Genomic DNA, 13,863 nt, shown 5'->3' with positions numbered 1-13,863 from the left:
TTTCCACTCCTATGCCGTCAAAATATCAGCTTTAACATCAATCCGTCACCCGCAAAATCTCCCCGCCGTCAATTTCATACACAATTTTACAGCACGCTTCCACCTGCTGTTCTATATGGCTGGTCATCAGCAGTGTTCCGCCGTTTTCAACAAATGCTTTTAAAATGTCTTCGACCTTTTTTACCGACTTTTTATCCAGTCCGTTCATCGGCTCGTCTAAAATCAACACCTGTGGCTTTTCCATCACTGCCTGCGCAAGTCTTAACTTCTGCTTCATTCCGACAGAATATTTTCCAACCTTTTTATTTCTGTCTTCATATAAATCAAATTGTTTTAAAACCTCTATAATTTCCGCTTCTGAAATTTTCTTTTGAATTTCTGCAAGAATTTTTAAATTTTCAAGACCGGACAGGCTGTTTATAAACTCCGGTTCTTCGATGACAATTCCTGCATCATCAATAAAATCCTGCTCTTTTCCGATAATTTTTCCCCGGTAAATGACCTGTCCTTCTGTCAAAAGGGAGTATCCGCATAAAGTCTTAAAAAAGACACTTTTTCCACAGCCGTTTGGTCCTACAAATCCATAACTATTGCCCTTTTCAAACTCCATGCTTACATTTTGAAATATCAGCTCATTTTTAAATTTCTTTGTTCCATTTTCTATCTTTAAAATCACTTCGCCCATATATACCCTCATTTCTGTCTTAGCACAAATCCATTGTTTTTATCTTTTTTCTCACAACAAGTTCTGTTACCGTATTCAACACAATTAATATTAAAATACCGCACAGGCTTTCCACCGCACCTGTATACGTTAAGAAATGTATTTTTTGTGTATACACCTCTGCCGCCAGATGTACAAATAAAACCACAAGCATAAAAAATGCCGCAAAATCGCTGTTTTTCCTTAATATTTGATATACCGTAATTTTTCCGTATAAAACCATGCACAAAAATATCTTTACAAGCAGCAGCACTGCTGCTGCCATGTCTGCATTGCCTGTCCGAATAACCGCGCCTGTAATGCGTCCGAACAAAGCAATCCCTGCCAGCCCTGTGGCAACAAGCAGTACCGCATACAGACTGCCATGCAGGACTTTGCTTTCGCAGTGGTTCAGATACCCCTTTTTCCCATACCGATGCAGTTTCATTGAACGGTATTTTCCGGATTCATGCTGTAGAAATAAAAATATGACCAAATAAACTGCCATATAAAATACAAACACACTGATGAACCAGAACTGCCGCGTAAAAAAGTCGTGTGCGTAATTTTCACTGCCCAAAATACATTGTAATAATGTACTGTCTGCTGCCGGACCGGAGTTTTCCAGTGACACTCCAAGCAGAAATACATTCCAAAGCGCCGCCCACACCGCACACAGGCTTCCTATGTATTTAATATATTTTTTTGATAAATATTTTTTCATTACCGGATCTTCCTATCCTGTCTATACGGCAGATATGCCAGTCCTATGACAATAAGAACGCACAATCCATAATTTATCACGGTTCTTGGCGCTGCAATCCATTTCCACCTATAGTATGCCGTATCCAGTATAAATGGCTGGATAAACGGTCTGCCTGCCATAAATTTTAATACACAGATAAACAAATACAGCACTAATGCCCCTGCTGCGCCTTTTTTCCCCAGCAAAATTCTTAAAACCAGCTGCAAAAATCCGATGATAAGCAGATTCACATAACTGATAATCAGAAATTTTATCATTGCACCGCATGATACAAAAAATCCACGGTCAAATACCGCTGAGGCAGCACCTGTAATCATCCCCGCCGCAAAAAATACTGCCAGATAGACACATGCTGCCATCATCTAATTTTTCATATATTGAATATATAAATTCTTAACAGAATGATACCTGTAAATCGACATTGCCGTTAATTCATTCATTTTATCTGCCATTAAAAATATATAGCACCCATACAGAACCAGCGGAGAATACAGTCCATCTGTAAATGCCATTCCGCCAAAGTCATAAACGGCATATGCTATAAAAATAAACAGTACAATGAAATATTTTTTGTTACGCATTTATTTTTTCCTCTTTCCTAAAGAAAATAATCAGCAGACCGCAGGATAACAAAACCGGTAAAATAAGTGAATCCATTGTCTGTAATGCTGTTCTTATCGTTGGATTATGATATACATAGCCGTAAAATCCGTACAGAAATGTCGGTTCAAATTTTCCGATAAGCCATGCAAGTCCTGCCTGCTGTTTTAAAAATGTGCACCGGAAAAATTCCAATAGAATCTGCGTACCCCAAAAATATCCCAGCATCCAAAGCAGTGCCTGATAGCTTTTCTTACAATACAGTGCGATCACACAGCCAAACAATGTATAAACAAAAGTTCCTATTAATATAGAAGGAATTCCCTGAACCATATAATACAAATACGGACTTGCCGCACTAAAACCCTCACCAAAAATGCCGTCAAATGTATTTCTCGGTATATATTCCATGCGGTTTCCCATAATGCAGTACCCGATACTCAGATAGATGATATAAATAATGTAATACCACAACGCATTTATCCACGAATACTGAAAAATCGTTGAAAGAATTACCTTCTTCTGGCTTTCTCCCCTGACATATCGAAACGTAAATAATCCGTTCTTTTCCTGATAAAACAAAATCAGCACAGCAAGCATCAGAATGAACATAATCGTTGTTGTGTATCCCTGTATATTCATATATTCACTCAGATACATACTACTCTCCAACATATCGTGACGTACCTGTTCTGCCTTTTGAGCATTATAATCAATGGAACTTTCATTATAATTAAACAAAATTTCAAATATTCCTGATGAAAATCCCCAATATATGAGCATACTCAATAACGAAACCGCCATTTGTATGAACCGAGATTTTCCAAATGCCCTGTATTTTGTCAGCTGCACTGCTTCCCCCTCCTCTTATGTATTTCCTGATTTTCACCTTAATTTAAATACATCAATTTACAATAACATAGCCTGCGATAACAATTACCTGATTATTTTTGATGATATATGCTATATTTCTATTACAAATCAACAAGTCTTGAACTGCACCTTTTTTATATTCATCTAATATTGAATCATTAGGTATTCCTATATATACTACAATATCAGTATCTGGAACTTTGTACATATCTTGCTTTTGGTCTAATGCCTGTAGCAATATTTTTTCTATGTATTCAAGATTCATTTGTTTGCTTGATATATAACCAAAAATATCAGTTATCTTATTCATTTATATACCACCTTTGTGTGTTTTTTTTATTCTAGTTCTTTCCACTCCTGCACCGTCAGAATGTCAGCTTTGGAAATATAAAACACCTTGTCGCCGCTTTCTGCAAAAAGATAATCCGCATCACCGTAGTACAGCTTCATATTGCTCTGCATATTGATTTTGTTGCATACATTTCCGTCGGTATCCAATACATAAACCACTCTGTCTATTGCACTTTTGGCATCTGTGGCACTGCCGATGCCGCCATTTCCCATATACAGATACCTGCCGTCAAATGACAATGAAGCAACGGCAATCATGGCATCTGCCTTATATATCAGTTTCTGTTCTGATGAATCCAGCCTGCACTGATACAGCCCCTCTCCGATAACATAGTAATATAAAATGTTATTCTGCAAATCTACATAGTAATCCGATATGTTTTTGCCCTCTGCTACTGTCTGTACCGTTCCTGTGTCATAATCATACGCATACAGTTGATACTGAAACGACTGCTTCAACGTATCTTTGTTAATTTCATATGTTCTGACTTTAAAAAATAATTTATTGCCAAAGCTTCTTGCCCCGGAAATTGCACTTCCCGTACCGCGGTAAGTGTATATATCTTCACTTTTCTTTGTGTCCAGTTCAACTTTTTTAATCGTTTCATCCTGTTCCTGCTCACTGCCTGCATGTCCCGTATGGTCATACACATATGCCGCATTATCATGAAAAACCATACTGACAGATGTCACATTTGCATTTGGAAACAATTCACAGATTTCCTCTCTTTCATTGCCGTCCGGCTGGATTTTTGTCAGCACACCCATTCCGTTTTTTACTTTTATCATATAAATGTTTCCTTGATAATAATGAACCGGCGATGACAGATATTCTGATGTCAGAAAAAAGGCATTACACTGCACATCGCCATGATTACATTCTGCCTTACTGCACACCGCAATAGACCTTTGCACGCTCTCATCATAAAAATATAGGCACATTCCCTTTGATTTCATCTGCAAATAATAATATCCGCCCTCCGCTTTGGCAATACCGTGTACATCTGTATTCCAACTGCTCTCCTCATTTTCACCGGCTGACACCGTATCTGTCCGGATATCCACCGTTACCGCATCATCTTTGACTTTGTTGCGGTTCAGAAACCATATTCCTGCCATCGCAACGCAGACTGCTATGCAAATACCTCCGATGATATAGCTTATTTTTCTTTTTGACATAAAATCAGCCCCTTTACATTTAACAGTAAAATTTTTGCACCTAACCACTATATGTATACTTGTCTTCTGCCGGGATTCAATCCGGTTATACCGGCTGTATTTCATAAAAGATAAGATACCCCACACTGTATGCACTTGACGACTTTATCTTTGCATACTTTGTAACCGTTGTACCGTCTTCATATGTAATATCCGCACGTAAAATCACCTTTTCCAAGTCTTCTATCAACGACTGCTGTTCTTCCGATGCACTCTGATTTTTTGCTTCTGAGTATAAACGTAAATATAAAGTTTCCGTACTTTCCGGCAGAAGCTTTACCGCAGTATTTTCATCATAAATAATTTCACGATATGACGTCGGCAGTTTTTCGTCCTCACCTTTTGCATACAAAGCCCCCGGTATATTTTCAACCGTATATGAAATCTCTTTTACATTTTCGTCTTCCATAAAAAGCTTCTGAATATCCAGATATGTCACCTGATATTTCTTCTCACCAAATGAATTTGCAATGGAATACACAGTTGTCTGCATACTTTTTCCGTCATAAAGCGCCTTTTCGTCTTGAAACTGTCTGTCATTACAGATTTCTTTCACCTCATATCCTTCGGTTTTAATATAATGATACTGATTTCCGTTTTCATCATATAAATATTCCTGTGACTGTTCTGTACTATTTTCTGCCGCCGTTTCAGTTATATTTACATAGGACTGTTCTTTTGTTTTCTGCGTACAGCCTCCTGCCAGCCCCGCTGTTACCCCTAAAATCAGCATTAATTCAACAATTTTTTTATTTTTCATACACCTCTCCGTTTCGCAGGCATTTTTACTCTAGTACCTGCCACTGTCCCTGCGCAAATTCTGTTTTCTTCATATATGTCAGCTTCATTGCCTGCTGTTGTTCATCTGCTACAATCTGTTCGGCAAAAATATAATCCCCATTTCCAAACAGCATATATCCCGCTTTGTTAATCGGAAGTTCATATAATACATTTCCGTCTGTTGCAAGAACAATACATTTACGCGTAATTTCTGTTTTTTCATTCGATTTTGCATAGGATACCCATTCGCCATTATACAGATACAAATATTTTCCGTCATAAGACATTTCTGCAATACCCATTTCTTTTCCTGCATCATAGAGTTTCCGGGTCTGCTCTGTTTTTATATCATACACATACAAGCCGTCTGCATATGCGAAATAATAAATTTGCTCCTGTTCTTCATCGACCGAATATGACGTAATCTCTGCATCTATTATTTTTCCGGATTGTCCGGTCTGATGATTGTACGCATACAGTCCCTGATAGGTATAGGTCCATTCCTGCCCCGACTCATTTTTATTAATTGTCAGACCAGATAATAAAAAGAATATTGTATTTCCGTAATTTTTCACACTGTGAATCGCCCCGCTTACGGCATTCCACTCTACAACACGCTCCTGTGATTTACCGTCTAATGTGTATCTTGTAATTGTTTCGGTATGTTCTTCACTGCTTCCCTGATTTCCCGCACTGTTATACACATAAACGGCATTTTCATAAAATACCAGCTTTGTATTGGACGTTCCGTCATAGTCATAGACTTTGGTAATTCTTTTTCGTTCACTTCCGTCCGGGCTGACCTGAATCAGATTTCCTTCTGTGCCCAGCAGATAAAGGAAGCCATTATAATAATAAATCTGAAATCCTGAAGCGTATTCTGCCGCCTGCGCCGTCCTGTCATAATAACGCACATCTCCGAAATACGCATTACACGCCGCATTATCATGATTGCAGTCTGCTTTTGCACACAGTTTTATGCTCTCCTGCGTGTCATCGTCCCAATACATCAAATACAACGGTTCTTCCGGTGTCAGATAATAATATCCGTGTTCTCCTCTTGTAATACACTGTATCTTTGTTCCCCAATATGCCTGATAATCCGTTCCGTCATCTTTTAATGTCTCCAGCCGCATCGGCTGTTCTAATGCCGTATTCCCCACCGTAGTAATATTGGTTGTTACATTTTGCTGGTTCTTTGTTCCACAGCCTGTTAATACCATACCGCATAAAAGAATTGCCGTGCCTGTTTTAAATATTGTCTGAAAATGCTGCTTTTCCATCACATTCTCCTTTCTGCCCCTATTTGTACAAATTCAATGTCCTCGATAAAACTATCACAGCCGGAATCATCATTGTCATAAAATCTTTCATCCCACTACACATGATTAATACAAAAATACTGTATACTGCAATCATACCTACCATAAATTTTGCTAAATTTTTATCCTTATCAGGAATTCTTGCCTTTTCTTTCCTTATTTTTATAATCTGTACAGTGATTAAAATACACGATATGCCCCAAAAAATCAGCAGTACAATGTCCCAGACTGACATTATTCATTTCCCCCTGTTTTGTCATCTTCTACAACTTTTCCGTCTTCAATCCTTAATATTCTTGCCGTCTGCGGCAAAATGCCGTAATCGTGCGTTGCACAGACAACAGTTGTATTTTCCTGTAATTCCGAAAATATTGTCATAATTTCCTGCGCCGTATGGTGATCCAGTGATGCTGTCGGTTCATCTGCGAATAAAATCCGAGGCTTTTTTACAACTGCCCTTGCGATTGCAACTCGCTGACGCTCCCCGCCGGATAATCTATACGGCTTCTGATTTATCAAATCTTTTAATCCCAGCCGCTCCAATAAATCTTTTGCCTGCTTTTCAACATTTTTCTCATAGCTTGCCGTACAGACATTTTCAAGCACCGTAAGATGCGGAATCAGAAAATGATGCTGAAAAACAAATCCAAAATTTTCATACCGGATTTCATTTTTATTTTTTGCCCCGGAAATCATTACATCATCTAAATATATTTCTCCCGCTGTCGGTGTCTTTAATAATGAAACGATATATAATAATGAACTTTTCCCCGACCCTGAAGGTCCCAATAAAGATACAAACTCCCCACTATGTATGTCAAAGGACACATTTGAAAAAATAGTTCTTTTGGTTCTCCCGTCAATATATTCTAAATCAATATTCTTTACGCCCAGCATTCCCCTACCTCATTTCTATAATGGCTATCAAATCTTTTTTTGCAAATTTTAATATTGTTACCAAAATGGTTACAACTACAAATACTGCCATAACAATGATTGTATAAAGCAGTGATTGAATCGAAAAAATGGACAGCATCTGTCCCATTGGTTCAAAGACTGATTTTGCAACCAGTGTTAAAAATCCATACGAAATCACAAGCCCCAGTATCCATGAAATAAAGACCAGCGCTATAATTTCCGTGATAATATTTCTAAATAACCAGCTCTTTTTATACCCAATGGCATATAAAATTCCAAATTCCTCCATTCTGTCATTATAGATGGTTTCAAGAACAATGCAGACCGCAGCAGAAATGCTCACAGCGATTACAATGACGATGACAAACATTAAAAATTTGATACTGCTTATATTCTCTTGAAGCGTTTCTTTTGCATACGACAATGTCATCGCCGCTGTTTCATCGTGACTCATCGCATCCAGCATGGTATTCATTGTATCTAAATCTGTTTTCGGTGTAACAAGTAGTCCAAATGTGGTATTTTGAAAATCCAGTCCCAGTTCTTCCAATTCTTTCTGTCTATAGCTTTTTGTCCCGAAAGCCATATAGCTGTCCCCTGAAAATGCCCCTGTAATCGTATATTTTCCGTCAATCTGTTCTCCTTCATCGACTGCACTGCCAAATGTATCCCCAACGGATAAACCTTTATTTTTCAACATGTCTTCGTGCATAATCAGTTCGTAACTGTTTTCCTCCGGCAGTCTGCCCTCTGTTACCGTCAGCGAAAAATCATCAAATATTTCCCCTATATCTGCTTCGTCCATAAATGCGACATAACCGCTCGTTGTCCCGAAAATATTATTAATAACCGTATACTCCAGTAATATAGGATATGCCTTTTTTACACTGTCATCTTTTTGGATTTTCTCTACAGTTTCATCTGAAAGAAATGATGAGCCGCCTACCGGATATACAAATGAAAAGTCATTCAGACATGCAATATTGGAATATTCGACTGTTGAAAAGATAGACTGCACCAGCGATGTCACAAAATAGATTGAAAACACCGTAAGTGCCATAACAAAGATTAAAGAAATCCCCCGCCGTTTATTGGATAAGTAGTATTTAAACATATTTTTCATTTGCATTTTCCCCCTCATAACTTTTTTACTATTTTCGTCTTCTCATCAATTTTAGCCTTCAAACAGATAAAATCCTGTGCCACCATACGATCATAGCCAATAACTTTTTCGTCTTTCATCAATTTACATACGACAACAAGTGCTTTTGAAGTATATACTTCATCTTCAACTTCAATATGATTTATTTCAGAATAACAAATCTTAAATCCACCGGAATAGTAATAATCTTCATCAAACATAAATAGCATTATAAAATATGACACATGACCAACAGTTAATGCGCTCCATATGAGCAATGCAACATTATAGTCAAGCTCATAAAACAAACTGAATATGATAAAAAATGCGGAAACCAGAAGGGCTGCTAAAGACAGATATCTATGATAAAAAATACATTTTTGACCATATTCATTTGCTATTGCGTTGTCTTGAAGCCGAATAATATCAATAACCTCAAAAATATAATACCACGAACCTATGAATTCCATGAGTGATGCATAAAACCCCCTATTCTCATGTATCGCAATAATAAAATGCATCTTATATACAATAACAAGTGTCAGCAAAGCCAATATTCCACATATAAGCAGATCCCGTTTATTTTTCTTATAATATCCATAATACTTTTTATAATGATTCTTTTTCATGATTTATACCCATTTATCTGCTGCTGCAACATTACCTTAAATAACACTCCATATATCAAAAATTTTCAAATCAACAATTATCCGCTTTCAAAATACCACTGTACCCCAATATTAAAGCAATTATCATAATAACCAAATTGATAATCAATGCACCATTTTGAATGTCCTCTTTCAATACAAATTTTAAAATAATCAGCACAATATTGGCAGCCACGCTTAAATTTCCCCTGCTTCTTTCATTTTATTTCATCAAGTATCCACATAAGCTTTATTTTTTCTGTAAAAGATACATATTTCTCACATTCACTATTGCCAATACAATTATCAGTCCCGTCACGATTCTTCCCCAGCTTCCGCCAGCATTATTCATTACCATGTAAATTCCTGCTATTCCTGTAATAATTAAAAGTATTCCAACTGTTATCACAAATTTTTTATTCATCCCATCTACAATCCCCTCCAAAGAATGACTTTTCCTCAAGTGCTATTGAATCTGTACTTTTAGAATTTTAACAATAAATATACTCATAAAATTAATCCCATTACAACAATATGTATCATAGAAACCGCCTATTTTCAAGACACATGACGTACTTTGTCGATATTCCGACGTACTTTGCATATTTTCACATATTTTACGACTTGTAGCTTTTCAATTTTATATATGAAGATATACCTATTAATATAAAGGTCAGTAATATAATTGCTATTTTAATTCTGATAAAAACTGTATTATAACTTTTTATCTCAATTAAGATTGATGAAATAATTATCATTAACGTAGTCCCTGCATATATCCTTTTATTCATCTTATTCACACTTTCTATCTTCTCTCATGCCTAACAATAAAAATCCTACTGCCGTATCTACATATAAATCTTTTAAATCATGACAGAATAATTGATAGAAATTCAAATAATCTACCGTAAATCCCCACAAAGCAGAATCTATCACTGATGCTGTCATTGCTGTTAAAAACATTATATACGCATAGGCATAGTATTGATTTTTTTGTTTCCATTTTATATAAACAACGGTGACAGCACCAAATATCAATATTTTCTGTATAATTATCACAGCCGTCTGCATATGGATATTAAAAAAACTATATAACGCCGACTGCTCCCGATTTAATACCATTTGTATACGCAGTGCTTTTCCGATAAGATTTATGTCCGGCTGATACTGGTATATTATTACCTTTATAAGCTGGTCTGCCAATACCGCAAACACTACATATGCAATTAATTTTTTCTTCTTTTTCAGCAGATTCTGCTTCATCATCGTTTTAAATATCCCAATACTAATGCCTCCGCTGACCGCAATATATGCCAGACTGCTGATAATCTGCCACACCCCGCCAAACCGGTATGCCCGCCATAGTACAAATATCACGGGAAATATTAAAAAGTACCACATCACTATCTTCCTCACATTATTTTTTCTTTCTATCCTCTTTTATTATCCAAATTGTTGCCAATATATCTATCACATAAATAAAAGTGTCCTTAAATATCGATTCTCCCTTGTAACCATTTATTATCAAAACAGAAATATTTATTATAACTAAAATTCCTATAATTACAATCAGCTGTGTTTTACTGTTTTTGTTCATTGATGCTTCACCTTATTTTTAATAAAACATGAAAACAGTATGTGATATAACACACCAAATCCTATTGCACCATAAGCAACCCATAACAATCCCGATAAATTCCATAAGCCATTATTATATACTTCATTTCCAAATACAATCATTCCAAAAAGAACACTTCCAACAATAAGTCTTTTATAATATTTTGTTCCCCGCATTTTATAACCCTTTCTACTTATAAAATTTTATTCATTATTATAATGCGATTTCCCCGATAATTAACTTATTCAAATAAATTTCATCATCATAATAGTTGTTTATATTTGATAATAAAGAATCCAAAGAAGATATCTTAATATTTTCTTTTTCCTTTAATTCTTCAATATTTTTTCCACAAAGGAATAACTCAACTTGTTTACTGTTATATTTTCCAACATTTGTACTTGGCATTTTATCTTTATACTTCTCCCATAACTCAAGTGCTTCTTCTGATTTTCCGTTGTAATGCATACAAATGACAGCATGGGAGAACGTTTGAAAATATGCTTCAAATTGTAGTCTGTTTAAAATATTATGTATATTCCTTTTCCATAAGTCTGTGTCGAAATTTATTATTTCTGTATTATCTCTATTTCTTCGCATAAGACTTTCATACAATACCGCATTTATTAGCAAAACATTGATTGAATTATCCTCTTTATCCAAAGATAAATTATTTCCTGCTTCATATAGCTTTTCGATAAAATATCTTTGGTTCTCTCTCATTTCAAATTTCTTTTCATTTTCCTGAAGAAGAAAATAGTTATAAATCTGTAATAATGCGTAGCCGTTATTGTCTTTTATTTTTTTAACGGCGGAATAATCCCCTACGATACTGCCTAAATCAAGCATAGAGGTCAAATTAATATATACAGACCATAAAAATACCGCTGAAAAAAACAAAAAATAATACGAGCAAAAATCGTTGCCTATATACTTTGTCGTACACAACACTAATATCAATGAAATCAATCCAATAAATGCCGAACATAGCGGTGCAGACACTAAAGACACCCTCATTTTATCCTGAAATGATTCATATTCTGTTTGGTTGCTAATTGTTGGTATCTCCGGTATGACAATTCCTCCCAATCCAATCTCCATACTTACAGCCATATGAAACTTTAAACCTTCTTTTTCTCTTATTAAACATATTGGAAATATGGCAATCATACGAATATCTATTTTCTGTAATTTAAAAGCAATCGCATGCGCCAGCTCATGGAAGCATACTGTAACCAGCAATGCCATAAAAAATATAATTATTCCTTTAAATATTCCTGCCGAAAGATACTCCGGATGCTTCTGTTCAATAGTAACTAGAACCATACCCAGTAATATTCCTATCACTGAAAGAAAAACTACTATCAAACTGAATACAAAATAAAATTTAACCTTCTTCATACCAAACCTTTTTGCCTCTTAACATGCCTTATTTCCTAATCAATCAAATCAATCTTATCCAGCACATATCTTAATACACTCTGCTCATCTGTAATAATTTTGGCCTGATTAGAACCAAAAAAACTTAAAATTCTCTTTTCTTTACGCTGCAAATCAATGATATAATCTGTATCAGAATTCCAAATGCTATTATTATACGAAATGCTGTTACAGATAACACTTCAAATGAATTACCTACTAAAGCGATACACAATATTAATGTGCCTATTATACTAATCGTCCGTGCTAAACTAATTTTATTTTCCATAACAATCCTTTCTAAACAATCCATCACAAACGGCAACGAGAAAACTGCATATACAGCTTCCCCCTCTACCTATCTTATGTCTATACTATACCCATTTCCTCTTTCTGTTTCCATTTGTTTTCGTTGGTGATTTTTCGTTGGTTTTTGTTGCTTTTCGTTGGTTTATATACTATAATTATATTAAATATTGAGTTATAAACGAGGGGGACAATTACAGATGACAGAGCATACACTTCGTGTTCTTTTAGTGGAAGATGATGCCACTTCATGCATGGAAATAAACGATTATATCAGCCGGTTAGACGATGTTACACTGGTTGCATCTACTAATAATGCTTCAACTGCTATTGAGTATATGAAGGAATTTCTTCCCGATGCCGTTATATTAGACCTTGAACTGCATCAAGGCGGCGGTGACGGACTTTTTTTCTTAGCACAGCTTCAGCAGCTTGAACTTTCCAAACACCCATATATCCTTGTAACCACCAATAATTCAAGCAATATTACCTATGAATCTGCAAGACAGTTAGGTGCTGATTTTATTCTTGCAAAGTATCAGGAAAATTATTCTGCACAGTATGTTGTGGAATTTCTGCGCATTATGAAAAAAGTGATTTTTTCTGAGAAAGGCAAAACAGCTTCTAAAATAACAGCCACTGAACCGTCTGAATCAAAAGACAAAAGGCTGATTCAAAAAATCCAGCATGAGTTGAATTTAATTGGTATCAGCCCGAAAGTTGTTGGTTACCGCTATCTTACCGATGCAATCCTTGCCACCATTAACGAACCGAAAACCCGCATTTTTAGAGTGCTGGGTGAAAAATATAAAAAAACAGATTCCAGTATCGAACGTGCCATGCAGAATGCTATCAACCGTGCATGGCGGACTTCCGATATTGATGATTTGCTGACTTACTACACCGCGAGAATTCATTCACAAAAAGGTGTTCCGACTATTATGGAATTCATATTTTATTATGCGAATAAGATACAGAGCCAATTATAAATTTAAGTATCAACTTATTAATAATTTTTAAAAATAAGTTCCCATATTTTCCAATAAAGACTGCTCATTTTTACCTCCTGGTTTTAATGTTCAAGCTAAGCTTATAGCATCTGCCGGAAATAAAAAATTAGTTTTTATTGTTGTTTTTTCGTTGCTTTTTGTTGTTTTATGGAACTATAGGTGATTTTATGTACGCTGCTATTATTATTTCA

18 protein-coding genes are annotated in these 13,863 nt (G+C 35.7%); 1 reads left to right on the top strand and 17 read right to left on the bottom strand.

Annotation, left to right across the window (positions count from 1 at the left end; genetic code table 11):
• Window positions 1–37: 37 nt before the first annotated feature.
• From LI288_RS07090 to LI288_RS07010, 17 genes are all read right to left on the bottom strand, one after another.
• Window positions 38–685 carry an ATP-binding cassette domain-containing protein gene (locus LI288_RS07090; RefSeq protein ID WP_022431777.1) on the bottom strand — a complete coding sequence of 216 codons (648 nt, stop codon included), beginning with the start codon at window positions 683–685 and terminating at the stop codon, window positions 38–40.
• A 19-nt stretch (window positions 686–704) separates the two neighbouring features.
• Window positions 705–1,427 carry a hypothetical protein gene (locus LI288_RS07085; protein ID WP_227089932.1) on the bottom strand — a complete coding sequence of 241 codons (723 nt, stop codon included), beginning with the start codon at window positions 1,425–1,427 and terminating at the stop codon, window positions 705–707.
• A complete protein-coding gene (locus LI288_RS07080; protein ID WP_227089931.1) occupies window positions 1,427–1,831 on the bottom strand; it encodes a hypothetical protein in 405 nt (134 codons plus the stop codon). The genes LI288_RS07085 and LI288_RS07080 overlap by 1 nt, the downstream gene beginning before the upstream one ends.
• Window positions 1,832–2,050: a hypothetical protein gene (locus tag LI288_RS07075; RefSeq protein ID WP_227089930.1), complete on the bottom strand. Its 219-nt coding sequence runs from the start codon at window positions 2,048–2,050 to the stop codon at window positions 1,832–1,834. It lies immediately after the preceding gene.
• Window positions 2,043–2,921 (bottom strand): hypothetical protein, encoded by an 879-nt coding sequence (locus tag LI288_RS07070; protein ID WP_227089929.1) that lies wholly within the window; start codon window positions 2,919–2,921, stop codon window positions 2,043–2,045. The genes LI288_RS07075 and LI288_RS07070 overlap by 8 nt, the downstream gene beginning before the upstream one ends.
• A 52-nt stretch (window positions 2,922–2,973) precedes the next feature.
• A complete protein-coding gene (locus LI288_RS07065; RefSeq protein WP_022431773.1) occupies window positions 2,974–3,252 on the bottom strand; it encodes a hypothetical protein in 279 nt (92 codons plus the stop codon).
• Between the two features lie 26 nt (window positions 3,253–3,278).
• A complete protein-coding gene (locus LI288_RS07060) occupies window positions 3,279–4,472 on the bottom strand; it encodes a hypothetical protein (protein ID WP_022431772.1) in 1,194 nt (397 codons plus the stop codon).
• Between the two features lie 85 nt (window positions 4,473–4,557).
• Window positions 4,558–5,271 (bottom strand): hypothetical protein, encoded by a 714-nt coding sequence (locus LI288_RS07055; protein ID WP_227089928.1) that lies wholly within the window; start codon window positions 5,269–5,271, stop codon window positions 4,558–4,560.
• 25 nt (window positions 5,272–5,296) lie between these two features.
• Window positions 5,297–6,574, bottom strand: coding sequence for a hypothetical protein (locus LI288_RS07050; protein WP_227089927.1), 1,278 nt, complete (start codon window positions 6,572–6,574; stop codon window positions 5,297–5,299).
• Between the two features lie 19 nt (window positions 6,575–6,593).
• Window positions 6,594–6,848 carry a hypothetical protein gene (locus tag LI288_RS07045; RefSeq protein ID WP_227089926.1) on the bottom strand — a complete coding sequence of 85 codons (255 nt, stop codon included), beginning with the start codon at window positions 6,846–6,848 and terminating at the stop codon, window positions 6,594–6,596.
• On the bottom strand, window positions 6,848–7,510 hold the full coding sequence (locus LI288_RS07040) for an ABC transporter ATP-binding protein (protein WP_227089925.1): 663 nt from the start codon (window positions 7,508–7,510) through the stop codon (window positions 6,848–6,850). The genes LI288_RS07045 and LI288_RS07040 overlap by 1 nt, the downstream gene beginning before the upstream one ends.
• 4 nt (window positions 7,511–7,514) lie before the next feature.
• Window positions 7,515–8,654 (bottom strand): ABC transporter permease, encoded by a 1,140-nt coding sequence (locus LI288_RS07035; protein WP_227089924.1) that lies wholly within the window; start codon window positions 8,652–8,654, stop codon window positions 7,515–7,517.
• Window positions 8,655–8,668: 14 nt separating this feature from the next.
• Complete coding sequence (locus tag LI288_RS07030; protein WP_227089923.1) at window positions 8,669–9,301, bottom strand: hypothetical protein; 633 nt, start codon at window positions 9,299–9,301, stop codon at window positions 8,669–8,671.
• A gap of 268 nt (window positions 9,302–9,569) precedes the next feature.
• Window positions 9,570–9,743: a hypothetical protein gene (locus tag LI288_RS07025; RefSeq protein ID WP_227089922.1), complete on the bottom strand. Its 174-nt coding sequence runs from the start codon at window positions 9,741–9,743 to the stop codon at window positions 9,570–9,572.
• Window positions 9,744–10,111: 368 nt separating this feature from the next.
• Window positions 10,112–10,720 (bottom strand): signal peptidase II, encoded by a 609-nt coding sequence (locus tag LI288_RS07020; RefSeq protein WP_227089921.1) that lies wholly within the window; start codon window positions 10,718–10,720, stop codon window positions 10,112–10,114.
• Between the two features lie 16 nt (window positions 10,721–10,736).
• Window positions 10,737–10,916, bottom strand: coding sequence for a hypothetical protein (locus LI288_RS07015; protein ID WP_022431759.1), 180 nt, complete (start codon window positions 10,914–10,916; stop codon window positions 10,737–10,739).
• A 234-nt stretch (window positions 10,917–11,150) separates the two neighbouring features.
• Window positions 11,151–12,338 (bottom strand): site-2 protease family protein, encoded by a 1,188-nt coding sequence (locus LI288_RS07010; protein ID WP_227089920.1) that lies wholly within the window; start codon window positions 12,336–12,338, stop codon window positions 11,151–11,153.
• 524 nt (window positions 12,339–12,862) lie between these two features.
• Here LI288_RS07010 and LI288_RS07005 point away from each other — a divergent pair.
• On the top strand, window positions 12,863–13,651 hold the full coding sequence (locus tag LI288_RS07005; protein ID WP_227089919.1) for a sporulation initiation factor Spo0A C-terminal domain-containing protein: 789 nt from the start codon (window positions 12,863–12,865) through the stop codon (window positions 13,649–13,651).
• Window positions 13,652–13,863 lie beyond the last annotated feature (212 nt).

It is taken from the genome of Lachnospira pectinoschiza (genome assembly GCF_020564355.1).
GTDB classification, from domain to species: Bacteria; Bacillota; Clostridia; order Lachnospirales; family Lachnospiraceae; genus Lachnospira; species Lachnospira intestinalis.
This window is presented reverse-complemented; position numbering and strand designations above follow the sequence as displayed.

Excerpts from the sequence above, each read along its gene's own strand:
- LI288_RS07085 (WP_227089932.1), bottom strand. The coding sequence starts at position 1,427 with ATGAAAAAATATTTATCAAAAAAATATATTAAATACATAGGAAGCCTG.
- LI288_RS07055 (WP_227089928.1), bottom strand. The coding sequence starts at position 5,271 with ATGAAAAATAAAAAAATTGTTGAATTAATGCTGATTTTAGGGGTAACA.
- LI288_RS07060 (WP_022431772.1), bottom strand. The coding sequence starts at position 4,472 with ATGTCAAAAAGAAAAATAAGCTATATCATCGGAGGTATTTGCATAGCA.
- LI288_RS07090 (WP_022431777.1), bottom strand. The coding sequence starts at position 685 with ATGGGCGAAGTGATTTTAAAGATAGAAAATGGAACAAAGAAATTTAAA.
- LI288_RS07035 (WP_227089924.1), bottom strand. The coding sequence starts at position 8,654 with ATGAAAAATATGTTTAAATACTACTTATCCAATAAACGGCGGGGGATT.
- LI288_RS07025 (WP_227089922.1), bottom strand. The coding sequence starts at position 9,743 with ATGAATAAAAAATTTGTGATAACAGTTGGAATACTTTTAATTATTACA.
- LI288_RS07030 (WP_227089923.1), bottom strand. The coding sequence starts at position 9,301 with ATGAAAAAGAATCATTATAAAAAGTATTATGGATATTATAAGAAAAAT.
- LI288_RS07040 (WP_227089925.1), bottom strand. The coding sequence starts at position 7,510 with ATGCTGGGCGTAAAGAATATTGATTTAGAATATATTGACGGGAGAACC.
- LI288_RS07015 (WP_022431759.1), bottom strand. The coding sequence starts at position 10,916 with ATGAACAAAAACAGTAAAACACAGCTGATTGTAATTATAGGAATTTTA.
- LI288_RS07050 (WP_227089927.1), bottom strand. The coding sequence starts at position 6,574 with ATGGAAAAGCAGCATTTTCAGACAATATTTAAAACAGGCACGGCAATT.
- LI288_RS07075 (WP_227089930.1), bottom strand. The coding sequence starts at position 2,050 with ATGCGTAACAAAAAATATTTCATTGTACTGTTTATTTTTATAGCATAT.
- LI288_RS07080 (WP_227089931.1), bottom strand. The coding sequence starts at position 1,831 with ATGATGGCAGCATGTGTCTATCTGGCAGTATTTTTTGCGGCGGGGATG.
- LI288_RS07045 (WP_227089926.1), bottom strand. The coding sequence starts at position 6,848 with ATGTCAGTCTGGGACATTGTACTGCTGATTTTTTGGGGCATATCGTGT.
- LI288_RS07005 (WP_227089919.1), top strand. The coding sequence starts at position 12,863 with ATGACAGAGCATACACTTCGTGTTCTTTTAGTGGAAGATGATGCCACT.
- LI288_RS07020 (WP_227089921.1), bottom strand. The coding sequence starts at position 10,720 with ATGTGGTACTTTTTAATATTTCCCGTGATATTTGTACTATGGCGGGCA.
- LI288_RS07010 (WP_227089920.1), bottom strand. The coding sequence starts at position 12,338 with ATGAAGAAGGTTAAATTTTATTTTGTATTCAGTTTGATAGTAGTTTTT.
- LI288_RS07065 (WP_022431773.1), bottom strand. The coding sequence starts at position 3,252 with ATGAATAAGATAACTGATATTTTTGGTTATATATCAAGCAAACAAATG.